The organism is Agrobacterium tumefaciens, assembly GCF_017726655.1.
GTDB lineage: Bacteria > Pseudomonadota > Alphaproteobacteria > Rhizobiales > Rhizobiaceae > Agrobacterium > Agrobacterium tumefaciens_B.
Window position 1 is genome coordinate 1,773,601 of record NZ_CP072309.1, and the last position, 13,896, is coordinate 1,787,496.

The following is a 13,896-nucleotide window of genomic DNA, read 5'->3' on the forward strand; positions in this document are numbered from 1 at the left end:
GCGCTAGCTAACGGCTCCATCCAAGCCCGCGAGACCGGTTCATTTGCTGTTTCAGCGTATGGTCATGACTAAGCTCGGCATGCCGTGTACGATACACCATGCGTGCGATTGCCTCGATCTGCTCGGCCTGTTTTGCGAGCTCGGGACGTGCTGTAAGCTCTTCGGCGAACCTGCGAGGATCAGAACTACCAAAGCGCCGGGTGAGTGCTTCGGCCACCAGCGTGGCCTCATCAAGCGCGGTCCGGCCCTCAGGCGATGATCGCAGCTCTTTGATGAACTTGCTTCGCCTCTCGACCGGCATTTTCTCCACCTGGCTGATGATTTCGGCGCTACGCGGCGTGAGTCCAGGCACTTCGATCACGTCACGCTTGTCGCGCTGCCACTGTTCGCTTTGACGTTCTTCGCCAAGCCTGCGCTCCCATGCCTCGGAGACATGGCCGATATGGGCAGCGAGAGACCTGGCATATTGCAACGCCTCCTTCCGCTCCCTGCTGTATCCGAACAGACCTGACTTGCCACGTAGCTCCCCGAAGCGCTCTGGTTGCTCTGCCATGGCCTTCGCCATGATCTTGCCATTGCCTTCCTTCTCGGTCATCGCGGTGCGCAATCTTGCGGCGACCTCGGCCGGATCACGGAACACGTGCCGCACCAGAGATTCGACCGTATCGAATTGCTGCTCGATAACGGACATCGCCCTGATCTGTGCCACCTGTTCGATGCTGCTTTCGTAACGGGTGATTGCTGGCACAAGCGGAGCTGGCTTACCGGGTTCCAGTGACGATTGCTGGCCGACAGTTTCTGTGGGGGCAGGGAAGGCGCCGCCTTGCGACATGAGGTCGGACCACCTGATGCGGCGATAACCTTTATTGTCCTCTGTCCGGTCGTCCCGCCGTCCGTCATCGATATCTCGGGCGACCGGATTGCGAGGATTTTCGCGGTGAGCAGGACCGGGCAGATCGCCGGCACGTTCCTCGTCAACCTGCTGACGCTCTGATGGCCGGTCCTGCTGATCGAGTTGCAGATGGGCCGCACGGGACAGGACCTCTCGACGCGCATTTTGGGCGGAAGCAAGTTCAATCTCGCTTCTGAGCCCGAGGTGATCCGCGATTTCTTGGTCGCCTGCGATCCCCTGGTCGCTTGCGATCCAACGGTCGCTGGCGATCCCGCGCCGCTCGGCAAAGTCGCTGATGTAATCCAGCGTGGTTTCCTTGGCGCCGGAACGCGACAGGCGGCTTGCCAGCTTTTGGTAGGCGAGTTCATCACCCTTGACGACACGCCAGGCATTTCGCTCGGCCTTTGTACCGTCCGGAAGCGTGACAGGCGTGGCGCCTTCATGCTGCAGTCCGATCCTGTCACCGATCTTAGGTGATGCATCTCGCATGGCCCGCTTGAGGTCGACGCCCCACACCGTGCGCTGATCGCCCTTGTCATTCTCCAGCGTCACAAAATAGTTTTCCCGGGACTGCGGATTATGCTCGTAGGGCGCTACGCCGTGATCAACCAGCCGGCCCGCATTGCTGAACTCCGTGATGTCGGCATAGAGCTGCACGCTGTGGCGATGCCTTGTCATGGCGACATAGGCCAGATGCCGGTCCATGGTGCTGGACGCCAGCACAAAGGCGCGATCGACCGTCGCGCCCTGGTTTTTATGGATCGTCGTCGCATAACCGTGGTCGATCGCCTGGTAGCTGTCCGTGGCAATGCTGACACTGTCGCCGCCTCGACCATCGAGCCGGGCAACGATCCGACCCTTCTCGACATGCTCGACGGTGCCAAGCATGCCGTTTTTGACGCCGAGGTCGCGGTTGTTTTCGAGGAAGATGATCCGGTCACCAAGAGCGAAAGCGCGTTTGCCGTTACTGGTCTGGAAGGTGAGTTCTCCAACATTCTCACTGTTCCCACGGTCCTCAACATCCCCACGGTCTCCTCGGTCCGCACCGACGTTCTCCCCGTGGCCGCGCTCGATCCTTTGCCGGTTCTGAAGTTCGGAGCGGATAGCGGTATTGAGGGCTCGCACATCGGCGCGACGATGCGCCATGGCAACCCGGCTGCCATCGGCACGCCGCTCACTATCGGCAACATAATCACGCACGATCTCTGCCATCGCCGCGTCGCGGCTTTCCGCAAGGTGGATATCGCCGTGATCCCGATAGGCGGCCAGGCCCTCCGCTGTCTTGTGGGTCGCAAAGGCAACCGATGCTTCTCTCTGCCAATCATGGCGCTGGCGGCGAATGTCGGAAAGCTCGACATGGCCGATCTGCTCGGCAATCGCCCTGAAGGGGGCACCGGCTCCGATTGCCTGAAGCTGCTCATGGTCGCCGACGAGAACAATCTTTGCGCCACGCTCTTCGGCCTCGCCGATGAACCGGGCAAGCTGCCGGCTTCCGACCATGCCGGCCTCGTCGATGACGAACACGTCGCTGTTGCCGATCAGATCCCGGCCATGGTCCCAGCTGTAAGACCATGACGCCAGAGTCCGGCTCTCTATGCCGGAACTTTCCTCAAGACCCTCGGCTGCCTTTCCGCTAAGTGCCGCCCCATGGACCTGATAACCTTCAGCCTCCCAGGCCTCGCGCGCGGCTGCCAGCATGGTGGACTTTCCAGCACCGGCAAAACCGACCACGGCGGCGATGCGTTCTCGCCCGGTAATATGCTCGATCGCCTGACGCTGTTCGTCCGACAATCCCGCCGACGGATCGCTCGCAGCCACCATTCCGCCAGAGCTTGTCCGAAGAGAGCGATCCTGCCTCTCCATGGCACGCTCGACATGGCGATGATCGACGCCATGGGACTGCGCCTTATGCAGCCGCTCCGCCGATCGCGCCATTGCGAGTTCCAGGTCGATCATGTCCCGCGTCGAATAGCGCGCATTGGAGACGTCGCCCGTCTCAGGATCGATGTGCTCAGCCTGGAGTTCGACAAGCGCTGGCGACGCCATCACAGCGGCAAAGGCGTTCCGGAACATTTGGGCGTCATCGTTGATGTAGCGATGCAGGGTTTTGGCAATATCGTGCCGGTCGAACACGCTCTTCTCATGGCTGATCAGCGTCAAAACCTGCTCCGGTTTTTGCCGGATCAGTTCGGCATTTTGGCGTGCCGCCTCGTCATCCAGCCGGCCGCGCTCGACTGCCATTCCTTGCTGCTGCATCTGCGAGGCATGCACGCCCATGTGCTCGGTTGGCGACAACTCGAGACCGCGCTCCACATGTGACCGGTGATCGATGCGAACGTCCAGGTCTTCGCGCTGAAGCTGGCGGTTGGCGATGCCTTCCCAGGCCTGCCGGATATCGCGAAGCTGCATGTCGGTCGTCGCCATACCATTTGCCAGCAGCCGTGCGTTCTTGTGCTCAAGATACGTTTTCTCGCCAAGACGGGTTTTGCCAAGCTGTCGCGTCGTCATCAGCACATGCGCATGGTAGTTCCTGATATCACCATGCTCGCTTGGCGAATGGATGGCAAAATCCACGGCTGCGCCATAGCGGTTTGCCAGATCCTGGGCAAAGGCGCGTGCAGCCTTCAGTCGCCCTTCTGGCGACAGCTCATGCGGAAGGGCGATTTCGAATTCGCGGGCGACGCGGGCGTCTTTTCGCTTTTCTGCGAACTCGGCGGCATTCCACAACGCCGAACGATCCAAAGCCCATTCGGCAGAAAGACCGTCCGGCAACACGATCTCCTTATGCTCCACGCCCTCTTTGCGGGTGAAGTCATGCACGAGCCCATCGCGGTGATTGGTAAGAAGAACCGCGCAACGATAGGCGGCAGATGCCACAGCACTTCGGCCGGATGAGCGCGAGACAGGTTTGGTGCTGAGATGATAAATCGCCAACCGAAATCTCCGATCCGCAAACGGGAAAATTCAGCGCTCAATTGCGGTGCAAGTCGTAAGTGCGCCCTTGTCTGTTTACCGGTCGCGAGGTTAGCAACATCAAACGGGCATTTCGACTACTAAAAGTAGTAGTCGCCAAGTGGCAATTACTCGTGTTTGAATAGGGAGACAAACGCATCGATGCGGGGAGGGCAATAGGTGCATGTCGATCGCACGACTGATCGGGGAGAAGGAAGGAGAGGAGGAAGACATTGCAGGCGCGGCTCGACAAAACAGGAGAGGGCGCAGGCAACCCGCCGGAAGAATTTGCGTGCAGGAGACAGGCATTCGATTGGCGGCTACCAAAAATCGGAGTTTCAAAGAAGTTTACAATGGACCATACAGGATACCGTCCAGAAACGGAGCAGACATGAAGACCAGCCTTGAACACCTGCCGGAACGAAAGCAACGCGAGCTTGCGCGCGTCGTCGGAATTATCCAGGAAGAGTTTGCTGATCTGGTCGAGCGCTCGAAGTCTGACGCCAAGAAGGATGGACGGATTTTCAAAATCATTCTGTTCGGTTCTTACGCGCGCGGCACCTGGGTGGATGAACCGCATACGTCGAAAGGCTATCGCTCGGATTTCGATATTCTCGTCATCGTCAGCAACAAGGAACTGGCCGATCCCAAATACTGGGACAAGGCGACAGACCGGCTGATGTGGGACAAGGAGATCGAGACGCCCGTTGGTCTCATCGTGCATGGCGCTCGCGAGATCAGTAATTTTTTACGTGATGGCCAGTACTTCTTCGTCGACCTCGCCCGCGAAGGTGTTGTTCTTTACGAATTCGACGACAGGCCGCTGGCTGAAGCGAAACCGCTCAGCCCTTCCGATGCACTCAGGGTGGCCGAGGAGCATTTCAGTACCCAGCTTAATAGCGCCAAATTCTTTCGTGAACTCGCTCTATATTCTATCACCCATGATCAGCGAAATCACGCGGCTTTCAATCTTCATCAGGCGGTCGAGACGGCTTACAACTGCTACCTGCTGACACTGACAAACTATTCGCCCGCGTCGCACAATCTCAAATTCCTGCGTGGACTTTCCGAAGGTCGTGACCACCGTCTGATTGACATCTGGCCGCGCGACCGTCAGCGATTTACCACGTGGTACAACATCCTGAATGAGGCCTACGTCAAGGCACGCTATTCGAAGCGTTTCGAGGTTTCCGAAGAGGCGCTGACATGGCTTCAGGAGCGGACGGCGGAACTTCACAAGCTGGTTGAGACGCTCTGCCGTGAGCACATCGAAAAGCTCAAACAGGCCGCGGGACAAGCCGCCGACTGAGCCTTACCGGTGACAGAATAATCCTGAGCTCAGGCAGCAGCCACCGTAGCGTGATGAACCACAGGGTCCAACAGACTCTCACAATCGCAATGCCGATCTCCCCGTAGAAACTGGTCTGTCTTCCAGGAGCAAAGCCGTGGTCAACAACGGCAGTTCCGGTGCGACCTCAATCGAAAGGAACAATCGTGGCAAGGAAAACCATCGAACAGCGCCTGGCTGAACTGGATGCCCAACGGTCCGCGCTCAAGGCCCGTCTTTCGAAAACCGAGCGCAACAACGATATGCGTCGCAAGGTCCTGATCGGCTCACTCGTTCTGCGTTACCTCGAAACCTCGGATGATCAGGAGTTCAGCAAACAACTCGGTGAATGGCTGCGTCGCGAACTGCCGGGCTTTCTGGCACGCGACAATGACAAGACGCTGTTTGCCGACATGATCGGACCAGCACTGCCGGGAACGGGAGAGGGTGGCGACAGTGGGCAGGGTGCTCCATGAACCGATTGCGACTTGCCCGGCATGCATTTAAAAACATGATGCAAGCCGCCGCGCGGGATCCGCTTTGGGCGGTCCTATCTTTGCTTGCCATGCCCTTCCGGATATGGAAACAGCTCGCCGGATTTCTCTTCATCCTTATTATCGTCACGTTTGTGATCGGCATGGGTGGCGGTCATTTCCTCGAGCAAACGGGTTTCGAGCGGGGCTCGCTTGTCCACATCATCCCAGGTCTCTTAACCCTGCCGGCGCTTGCCGTTATCACCTTCTGGTTCATCACCACTCCACTGATTTTGCATTTCGGGGAGAATGACGATGAGACCCATGGCTCCGCTCGCTTCGCGACAGACAAGGAGGTAGCGGCTCTTACCGCGTCCGGCTCCGGCTTCCTGATCGGTCGTGATACGAAAACGGCCAAGCCTCTGCGCTATGATGGCCCGGCCCATCTCCTCACCATGGCGCCGACCCGTACCGGCAAGGGCGTGGGTACCATCATCCCAAACCTGCTGACCGCCGGCCGTTCGGTGATCTGCGTTGATCCAAAAGGCGAGAATGCAAGGATCACCGGCCGTGCCCGCCAAAAGTTCGGACCGGTTCATGTGCTCGATCCTTTTGCTGTTACCGGGAGACCTTCTGCAGCCTTCAATCCCCTGGCCATGCTTGATCCCCAAAACCTCGATGTCGCGGAAGACGCCAGTGCGCTTGCCGACGCTCTTGTATTCGACGAACCGGGTATGGCGGGAGAGGCGCATTGGAACGAGGAGGCAAAAGCATTGATCGCCGGATTGCTGCTCGAGATCGCTGCGGCGGAACCTTTGCGACGCCGGCATCTTGCGACACTTCGCGACTATCTCACCCTTGCTCCGGAACGGTTCGCGGCGTTGCTCAAGCGTATGCAGGACAGCGATGCGGCGAGCGGTCTTGTCGCGCGTGCCGCTAACCGCCACCTCGGAAAATCCGACCGCGAAGCCGCTGGCGTTCTGTCCGCGGCTCAACGCCATACGCATTTTCTTGATTCACCGCGCATGACGACCGTGCTCAGCCGCTCGGATTTCCGGTTTGCCGATCTCAAGCGCAACAACATGACGGTGTTCCTCGTTCTTCCGCCCGACCGCCTCTCGACCTATTCGCGCTGGCTGCGACTGCTTGTCTCGCAAAGCCTGCTCGAAATGGCCCGCGATCCGGCAAAGCCGGCGGCACCGGTTCTTTATCTGCTCGATGAGTTCGCATCGCTCGGGCATCTGGCCCCGATCGAACGTGCGATGGGTCTGATGGCGGGTTACGGTGTCCAGCTTTGGCTTATCCTTCAGGACATCCATCAGCTGCGCGCAACATATGGTCATCGCGCCGGAACCTTCCTGTCAAATGCCGGCGTGCTGCAGGTCTTCGGTGTTAACGATCATGACAGCGCCCGCCTTATTTCTGATTTGCTCGGGCAGGAAACGGTCGTGTTTCAGACGATGGCGAGAGCGCTCGATTCCGATAAGACCGGCATATCCTACAGCCAGCAGCATACCGGCCGGCCGTTACTCACCCCGGACGAGGTGCGCAACCTGCCCGCAAATGGACAAGTGCTGTTCCTGGCAGGGCAACGACCGGTTTTTGCGCAAAAACTTGCCTACTTCGCCGATCCGGAGTTCAGGGAGATGTTTGATCGCGTCTGACTGAAATTGCGGTAAAAAGGCAATTCGCCGACCCATCAAGTCCCTGTATGCGCGGCCTCCGGGTTCTCTTCGGCGCAACGGGAAGCGGATAGATGAGCCATTGTCGAATTGCAGCCTTGCGGCGACGGTGGGACCACGGCTGAGGGATCGTTTTCGACCGCGAGGTCTAGCAACGGGGTAATGACCTTGACAGGGCACCATAGGAGTCTAGACGAGGTTTCATAGTCATCTCGGGAGTATGAAAATGAAAACACTGGCAGCCGTTTCGGCTTTTGTAGGCAAGACCTTTGCCGCCTGGGTCATCCTGTTTGCCGTGCTCGGCTTCTTTTTTCCGGATACGTTCAAGCAGATTGCGCCGTGGATCGTCACGCTTCTGTCGATCATCATGTTCGGGATGGGGCTCACACTTTCGGTCGATGACTTCAGGGAGGTCGTAAAAAGACCATTCGATGTGACGATCGGCGTGCTCGGCCAGTTTCTCATCATGCCGCTTCTGGCGGTGCTGCTTACCCGCATCATTCCCATGCCGCCGGAAGTCGCGGCGGGCGTCATTCTGGTCGGCTGCTGCCCGGGCGGCACGTCTTCCAATGTAATGACCTATCTCTCCAAGGGCGATGTCGCCTTGTCCGTTGCCTGCACCTCGGTCACCACGCTTGCCGCGCCGCTGGTGACGCCGTTCCTCGTTTGGCTGTTCGCGAGCCAGTTCCTGCCGGTTGACGGCTGGGCCATGTTCCTCAGCATCGTCAAGGTCGTTCTGGTTCCGCTCGCTCTCGGCGCCGCCCTGCAGAAGCTGCTGCCCGGTCTCGTCAAGACCGCCGTTCCGGCGTTGCCGCTCGTCAGCGTCATCGGCATCGTCCTCATCGTTTCGGCGGTCGTGGGAGGATCCAAGGCGTCCATCGTCCAGTCCGGGATGATGATTTTTGCCGTCGTGGTTCTGCACAATGGCCTTGGCTATCTGCTCGGTTACCTCGCGGCAAAGGCAACGGGCCTGTCGCTTGCCAAGCGCAAGGCCATTGCGATAGAGGTCGGCATGCAGAATTCGGGCCTTGGTGCAGCACTTGCCACGGCCTATTTTTCGCCTCTCGCTGCCGTTCCGAGCGCCATTTTCAGCGTCTGGCACAATATATCCGGTGCAATTCTGGCGAATTGGTTTTCGGGCCGGGTGGACGCAGGCTCTGCCAACAAAACCGCCTGAAGCTCCGCATTCGTCAGGCCGCCTGTGGTTCAAGCGGCCTGACCGTGCCTTAGAACGGCATGGTCTGACGTGCTACGGCCGGTGGATTAAGCCGGGTAAAGCCCTCCTGGCGCTGATACGGGAAATGCGGATAGGGCGCTGTCGTCTCGCTGGCTTCATCCAGCGTCGCTACCTGCGCCGATGTCAGCTCCCATCCCGCGGCGTCGAGGTTCTGGCGAAGCTGTTCCTCATTGCGCGCGCCGATGATGACCGTGGAAACAGTGGGGCGTCTTAGCAGCCAGTTGAGGGCGACCTGTGGCACCGTCGTGCCGGTTTCTTCCGCGACAGCGTCGAGCGCATCGATCACGCGGTAGAGATGTTCATCATCCACCGGCGGGCCGAAGCTGGCTGTCTCATGCAGGCGGCTGCCTTCAGGCAGCGGCGCGCCGCGACGGATTTTTCCGGTCAATCGCCCCCAGCCAAGCGGGCTCCAGGCCATTGCGCCAAGACCCTGATCCGCGCCGAGCGGCATCAGGTCCCATTCGTAGTCGCGGCCAACTAGGGAATAATAGACCTGGTTGACCACATAACGCGGCCAGCCATATCTGTCCGCGACATCAAGCGATTTCATGATCTGCCAGCCTGAAAAGTTCGACACGCCGGTATAGCGCACCTTGCCGGACCGGACGAGCGTATCGAGCGTCGACAGCACTTCCTCGACCGGCGTAAATGCATCGAAGCCGTGGAGCTGAAGGACATCGATATAGTCGGTCTGGAGACGGCGCAAGGCATCATCCACCGCGCGCAGCAGCCTAAAGCGGGAGGAGCCGGCCTCGTTTGGGCCGTCACCCATCGGCAGGCTGGTCTTGGTTGAAATCAGAGCGCCATCGCGCCTGCCTTTGAGAGCCTCGCCGAGCACCTCTTCCGATGCCCCATTAGAATAGACATCAGCCGTATCGAACAGGTTGACGCCCGCCTCGAGGCAGATGTCGACAAGGCGACGGGCCTCCGTGGCATCAGAGGTGCCCCAGTTGCTGAAGAGCGGACCGGAGCCGCCGAAGGTTCCGGTGCCGAAACTTAAGGCAGGCACTTTCAGTCCGGATTTGCCGAGATAGCGATATTCCATTGGGGTATTGCTTTCTTGCTTCGGGATGGTGGCGAGCGAGGCATGTTGCCGCGTCGAGCTTACCCATTCCGTGGTGGGTTGCTACGCCCCAGAAGATAGACGCTTACTCTTCAATGAAATAGAATGTCGAAAATACTATCACTTGTGAGGTGAAGTCATCATGGCGCGACTGGAGATTAACCGGGCAGGGGAGATGGAAATCTTCGTACGGGTTGTTGAACTCGGCGGCTTTTCCCGCGCGGCTGCGGCTGCGAACATGACGCCTTCGGCGGTGAGCAAGCTCATCGCTCGGTTGGAAAGTCGGCTGGGCGCGCGTCTGCTCATCCGGTCCACCCGGCAGCTTCAGATAACGCCAGAGGGCTGCGCTTTCTATGAAAGGGCCACTCGCATCCTCGCCGATCTCGAGGAGGCCGAACGCGCCGCCGGCTTGGGCGAGCAGCCTGTCGGCCGCGTTCGGATCAACACCAGCGCATCCTATGCAACGCATGTTCTTGCGCCCATCCTGCCACGCTTTCTCGCGCTTTATCCCGATATCACGCTCGATATCGTCCAGACGGATCTCGTGGTCGATCTTCTTGCGGAGCGTATGGATGTCGCGGTCAGGGCGGGGCCGCTGAAAAGCTCCAGCCTCGTTGCCCGCAAACTCGGCGAGACAAGGATGATCATCGCCGCCGCCCCTGACTATCTGGAGCGCTGCGGTGTGCCGCAAACAATCACCGATCTGGAAGATCACAATCGTCTAGGGTTTGGTTATGCCCGGTCAGTCGACGGATGGCCGTTGCGGGACAACGGCAAGACCGTCGTGATCCCGGCAACGGGACGCGTGCAGATAAGCGATGGCGAGGGTCTTCGCCGTCTTGCTCTTGCCGGTGTCGGGCTAGTGCGTCTTGCCTCTTTCACCGTGATAGACGATATCGCCGCCGGCCAGCTGGTCCCGGTGCTCGATCATCTCGATACGGGCGAAACGGAGATGTTTCATGCCGTCTATGTCGGCCAACGCGGGCCGCTTCCCTCACGCATCCGGGCGCTGCTCGATTTTCTGGGTGAATACGGGCGGGTGAAATAAAACGACGCAAACAGATAACGGTTGGAAACGGCGCCTGTTTGCTTCTCATGCTTGGGGATCGGGCGCGTGTGAGTGTATCCGTTAGGTTGGCGGCTTAATCTTTCGGACCTGACAATGTGAAAGCACCAACTGATTCCAGAATAATGCCGGTCTCGCCAGAAAGTGCACTCGGCAACGCACCGCAGAGGCTGCCCGTCGTCACCACTTGGCCTGCTCTCAGCATATATCCTGTGTTGAGTGCGGCGTTGGCGAAGGCGAGAAGCGGCGCCAACGGATCAATATTCGTGTGTTTTACCTTGGCATTGAAGATCTGCACCGGACCTTCGGTGACGATGAGCAGCGGCAGGTCATCGCTATTAGCCGCAAAAACATCCACGATGCGCTTGTCCACTTCTGGCCCGAGGGCGAAACCGTGGTTGGCGAGGCGATCTGCCAGAAAGAGCGGAAACGGAACCTGATTTTTCTCTTCCAGCCTGTATCGGAGAAGCTCGACACCAAGATGCACCTTGTCGATATACTGCATCATATCCGCCCTGGTGAGCTGCCCTTCAGCCGCGGCGGGAATATCGGCAGCGAGCGTAAAGCATATCTCGACTTCAATTCCCTCCGTACCAGCCAGCGGGAAGGAAGCGAGATTGGCATCGTTCACCCGGCAGCAATCGAACATGGGAGCCGCGACCGCCTCGCCATCCGGGCGGATCGCCAGCTTCCAGCCGCCGATCGGTTTTCCCAAATATCCTGCAAAGTCTCGCTGAACCGCCATCGCCTCTGCAAGCGTGCCCGGAACTAGGCCCTCCGCCTCCAGCTCAGCTAAAACAATTCTATCACCCTCCCGGCTAGCCTTTGCAAAACGCTCCGCCAGTTTTTCGATCGCCGTCATTCCGCTCATGTCTCCTGATGATCTCGCGCGCCGAACGCTGTAACGATTTGGCGCTGTGTGCCGAGGCCATCAATGCCGAGTTCGACCACGTCGCCGGCTTTAAGGAAGACGGGCGGTTTCATTCCGAGGCCCACACCGGGCGGCGTGCCGGTGGTGATCACATCGCCTGGCATCAGACGCATGAAGCGGCTGATATAGGAAACCAGCGTTGCGATCGGGAAAATCATCTTGGACGTCGAGCCTGTCTGCATGCGCTGGCCGTTAACGTCCAGCCATAGGTCGAGATTTTGCACGTCGCCGATTTCATCCGGCGTCACCAGCCATGGTCCGAGAGGACCGAACGTCGGTCCGCTTTTGCCTTTCGTCCATTGGCCGCCGCGTTCGATCTGGAAGGCGCGTTCGGAGACATCATGGCAGACGCAGAAACCCGCAATGACGGAGAGTGCATCCTCTTCCCGCACATGATAGGCCGGCTCACCGATAACGAAGGCGATCTCGACTTCCCAATCGGTTTTTTCCGAATCCTTCAGAAGACAGATCGGATCATTCGGGCCGGAAATGCATGACGTGTGTTTGTTAAAAAGCACAGGCTCTTCAGGGATCGGCGTATTCGTTTCCAGCGCATGGTCGATGTAATTGAGGCCAACCGCCACAAAATTGCCGACAGAACCGACGCAGGGACCGATCCGCACATCAGATGGTACAGCCGGGAGCGAAGAAAGATCGATTTTTGTCAGTTTTGCAAGGGAATTGCGCGAGAGGGTTGTCCCGGCTATGTCGGTGACGATCGAAGAAAGATCGCGGATAATGCCCTCGGCGTCGAGCGCTGCCGGCTTTTCTAGGCCGATGGGACCGTAACGAAGAAGTTTCATTCTGTTTTCCTATGCGGCTGATTGCTGAAGAGCATTTTCGCCAAGCGCAAATTCAAGGCGATAAAGTCCGACCTCCACGGGTCCGACAAGGTCGGCGCTTGAGAGTTTTCGTGCCAGGTCGTCTGCGGCATCGGACACGGAGGAGGCCGAGCCGCCTTCGATCATGATGATCCAGTTGGGCACGCCAACCTGACGGCCCTTGCGTTCGGCGGTTTCGAGGCTGCTTGCGCCACTGTCTGCAATGCACAGATGGGCGCCGCTGATGCCGTTCAGCTTGCCTGTTTTGCAGAGAGCGTCAGTCAGCATGGATCGGATTGTCGCCCTGTCGTTGTCGGCGACGTCAAAACGAAAAGTGGCGATGAAGCCGCCGTCGCCGCACCCATGGGAATAGTCGGTGTTGCAGACACCGCGTGTCGTGTTGCGAAAGTCTGCGGTGGAACGCTTTGTCCAGGGGGTGGGATTGTTCAGCCGATCAAGATAGGGCTGGCCGACCAGCACCTCCGCATCCGCGGCCTCATAGAGCGTGAAATACTCAGGTACTCCCTGCTCGGCGATATAACGGCGTCCGCGCAGGAAACCTGGTATCGATACCCGTTCGGGAATGTGTTCGCGATTGTGCCATTCTATGAAATTATCACGGCCTTCCGGCAAGATGTCGTTCCATATGGCGACGACGGCCTTTCCCAAGAGAGACATTGGTTACCTCAATATGTTGCGCGACCGCCGGATAGGTCGAAAACCGCGCCGGTCGAGAAGCTGCATTCGGAAGAAGAGAGCCAGGCCACCATATTGGCGACTTCGGCGGGGTCGAGAAAACGCCGCATGGGAATGCGGGAGAGAATATCGTCCAGTCGTTCCCTCGGGGAATCAACACTCATTGCCGTCATGGAGGCCGCAGGCGTAATGGCGTTAACGAGAATACCCGCTGTTGCCAGTTCCTTGCCAAGGCTTTTGGTCATCGCCACCAGCCCCGCCTTGGCGGCGCTGTAGGCGGCTGCCTGATGCATGCCTTCCTTGGCCTGGATGGAGGCGACGTTGACGATGCGGCCGAAATGGCTTTCTTTCGCCGTTTCGATCATCAGCGGCACCAACGCGCGGCAGACAAGAAACGAGCCGAAGAGATTGACGTCGATGATCCTGCGAAACTCCTCGACCGGAATTTCCCACAAGGGCGCGACATTGCCGACAATGCCGGCATTGTTGACGAGAATGTCAAGCTTGCCGAACCGTTGTTGCAGATCATTGGTGGCGGTTTCGATGCTTTGTGCATCTGTGATATCGACGCCGGCATGGGGCAGGTTGGCAACGTAACCGCTTTTCACAGCTGTCGGCAGATCCCAGTGAACCACCGTGGTGCCGCAGTCCTGTAACCTCCGGCTGATCGCGGCACCGAAGCCGCCGGCAGCACCTGTAACGACCGCCACCCGGCCGTCAAGATCATAGTGTGTGGACATGTTTGAAACCATTGTT

Annotated in this window: 11 protein-coding genes; 5 read left to right on the forward strand and 6 right to left on the reverse strand. The window is 58.8% G+C overall.

Annotated features, from left to right (window positions below; all coding sequences use genetic code 11):
- Positions 1-7 precede the first annotated feature (7 nt).
- Complete coding sequence (traA, locus tag AT6N2_RS22390) at positions 8-3,826, reverse strand: Ti-type conjugative transfer relaxase TraA (RefSeq protein WP_209091504.1); 3,819 nt, start codon at positions 3,824-3,826, stop codon at positions 8-10.
- Between the two features lie 409 nt (positions 3,827-4,235).
- Between traA and AT6N2_RS22395 the strand changes: the two genes are divergently transcribed.
- The 4 genes from AT6N2_RS22395 (at position 4,236) to AT6N2_RS22410 (ending at position 8,503) form a co-directional block, all read left to right on the forward strand.
- Entirely contained in the window at positions 4,236-5,153 is a 918-nt protein-coding gene (locus AT6N2_RS22395) for a nucleotidyltransferase and HEPN domain-containing protein (protein ID WP_004438992.1), read from the forward strand.
- A 185-nt stretch (positions 5,154-5,338) separates the two neighbouring features.
- Positions 5,339-5,647 carry a mobilization protein gene (locus AT6N2_RS22400; RefSeq protein WP_209091505.1) on the forward strand — a complete coding sequence of 103 codons (309 nt, stop codon included), beginning with the start codon at positions 5,339-5,341 and terminating at the stop codon, positions 5,645-5,647.
- Positions 5,644-7,308 (forward strand): type IV secretory system conjugative DNA transfer family protein, encoded by a 1,665-nt coding sequence (locus tag AT6N2_RS22405; RefSeq protein ID WP_209091506.1) that lies wholly within the window; start codon positions 5,644-5,646, stop codon positions 7,306-7,308. The genes AT6N2_RS22400 and AT6N2_RS22405 overlap by 4 nt, the downstream gene beginning before the upstream one ends.
- Positions 7,309-7,552: 244 nt before the next feature.
- The gene (locus tag AT6N2_RS22410) at positions 7,553-8,503 is read left to right on the forward strand and encodes a bile acid:sodium symporter family protein (RefSeq protein WP_209091507.1); all 951 of its coding nucleotides are present in this window, start codon (positions 7,553-7,555) and stop codon (positions 8,501-8,503) included.
- A gap of 49 nt (positions 8,504-8,552) precedes the next feature.
- On the opposite strand, the gene AT6N2_RS22415 is transcribed toward AT6N2_RS22410, so the two are convergent.
- Positions 8,553-9,608 carry an aldo/keto reductase gene (locus AT6N2_RS22415; RefSeq protein ID WP_209091508.1) on the reverse strand — a complete coding sequence of 352 codons (1,056 nt, stop codon included), beginning with the start codon at positions 9,606-9,608 and terminating at the stop codon, positions 8,553-8,555.
- A gap of 160 nt (positions 9,609-9,768) precedes the next feature.
- On the opposite strand from AT6N2_RS22415, the gene AT6N2_RS22420 reads away from it, so the two are divergent.
- Positions 9,769-10,674, forward strand: coding sequence for a LysR family transcriptional regulator (locus tag AT6N2_RS22420; RefSeq protein WP_209091509.1), 906 nt, complete (start codon positions 9,769-9,771; stop codon positions 10,672-10,674).
- Positions 10,675-10,768: 94 nt separating this feature from the next.
- On the opposite strand, the gene AT6N2_RS22425 is transcribed toward AT6N2_RS22420, so the two are convergent.
- The 4 genes from AT6N2_RS22425 to AT6N2_RS22440 are packed head-to-tail and all read right to left on the reverse strand — an operon-like array spanning position 10,769 to position 13,880.
- Complete coding sequence (locus AT6N2_RS22425; RefSeq protein WP_209091510.1) at positions 10,769-11,554, reverse strand: 2-keto-4-pentenoate hydratase; 786 nt, start codon at positions 11,552-11,554, stop codon at positions 10,769-10,771.
- 5 nt (positions 11,555-11,559) lie between these two features.
- Positions 11,560-12,426, reverse strand: a complete 867-nt coding sequence (locus AT6N2_RS22430; RefSeq protein ID WP_209091511.1) for a fumarylacetoacetate hydrolase family protein — start codon at positions 12,424-12,426, stop codon at positions 11,560-11,562.
- Positions 12,427-12,435: 9 nt separating this feature from the next.
- Positions 12,436-13,122, reverse strand: coding sequence for a DUF4286 family protein (locus AT6N2_RS22435; RefSeq protein WP_209091512.1), 687 nt, complete (start codon positions 13,120-13,122; stop codon positions 12,436-12,438).
- A gap of 8 nt (positions 13,123-13,130) precedes the next feature.
- A complete protein-coding gene (locus tag AT6N2_RS22440; protein ID WP_209091513.1) occupies positions 13,131-13,880 on the reverse strand; it encodes an SDR family NAD(P)-dependent oxidoreductase in 750 nt (249 codons plus the stop codon).
- Positions 13,881-13,896: the final 16 nt, after the last annotated feature.

Coding starts and splice junctions, on each gene's coding strand:
- AT6N2_RS22395 (WP_004438992.1), top strand. CDS start 4,236: ATGAAGACCAGCCTTGAACACCTGCCGGAACGAAAGCAACGCGAGCTT.
- AT6N2_RS22405 (WP_209091506.1), top strand. CDS start 5,644: ATGAACCGATTGCGACTTGCCCGGCATGCATTTAAAAACATGATGCAA.
- AT6N2_RS22410 (WP_209091507.1), top strand. CDS start 7,553: ATGAAAACACTGGCAGCCGTTTCGGCTTTTGTAGGCAAGACCTTTGCC.
- AT6N2_RS22415 (WP_209091508.1), bottom strand. CDS start 9,608: ATGGAATATCGCTATCTCGGCAAATCCGGACTGAAAGTGCCTGCCTTA.
- AT6N2_RS22420 (WP_209091509.1), top strand. CDS start 9,769: ATGGCGCGACTGGAGATTAACCGGGCAGGGGAGATGGAAATCTTCGTA.
- AT6N2_RS22425 (WP_209091510.1), bottom strand. CDS start 11,554: ATGACGGCGATCGAAAAACTGGCGGAGCGTTTTGCAAAGGCTAGCCGG.
- AT6N2_RS22430 (WP_209091511.1), bottom strand. CDS start 12,426: ATGAAACTTCTTCGTTACGGTCCCATCGGCCTAGAAAAGCCGGCAGCG.
- AT6N2_RS22435 (WP_209091512.1), bottom strand. CDS start 13,122: ATGTCTCTCTTGGGAAAGGCCGTCGTCGCCATATGGAACGACATCTTG.
- AT6N2_RS22440 (WP_209091513.1), bottom strand. CDS start 13,880: ATGTCCACACACTATGATCTTGACGGCCGGGTGGCGGTCGTTACAGGT.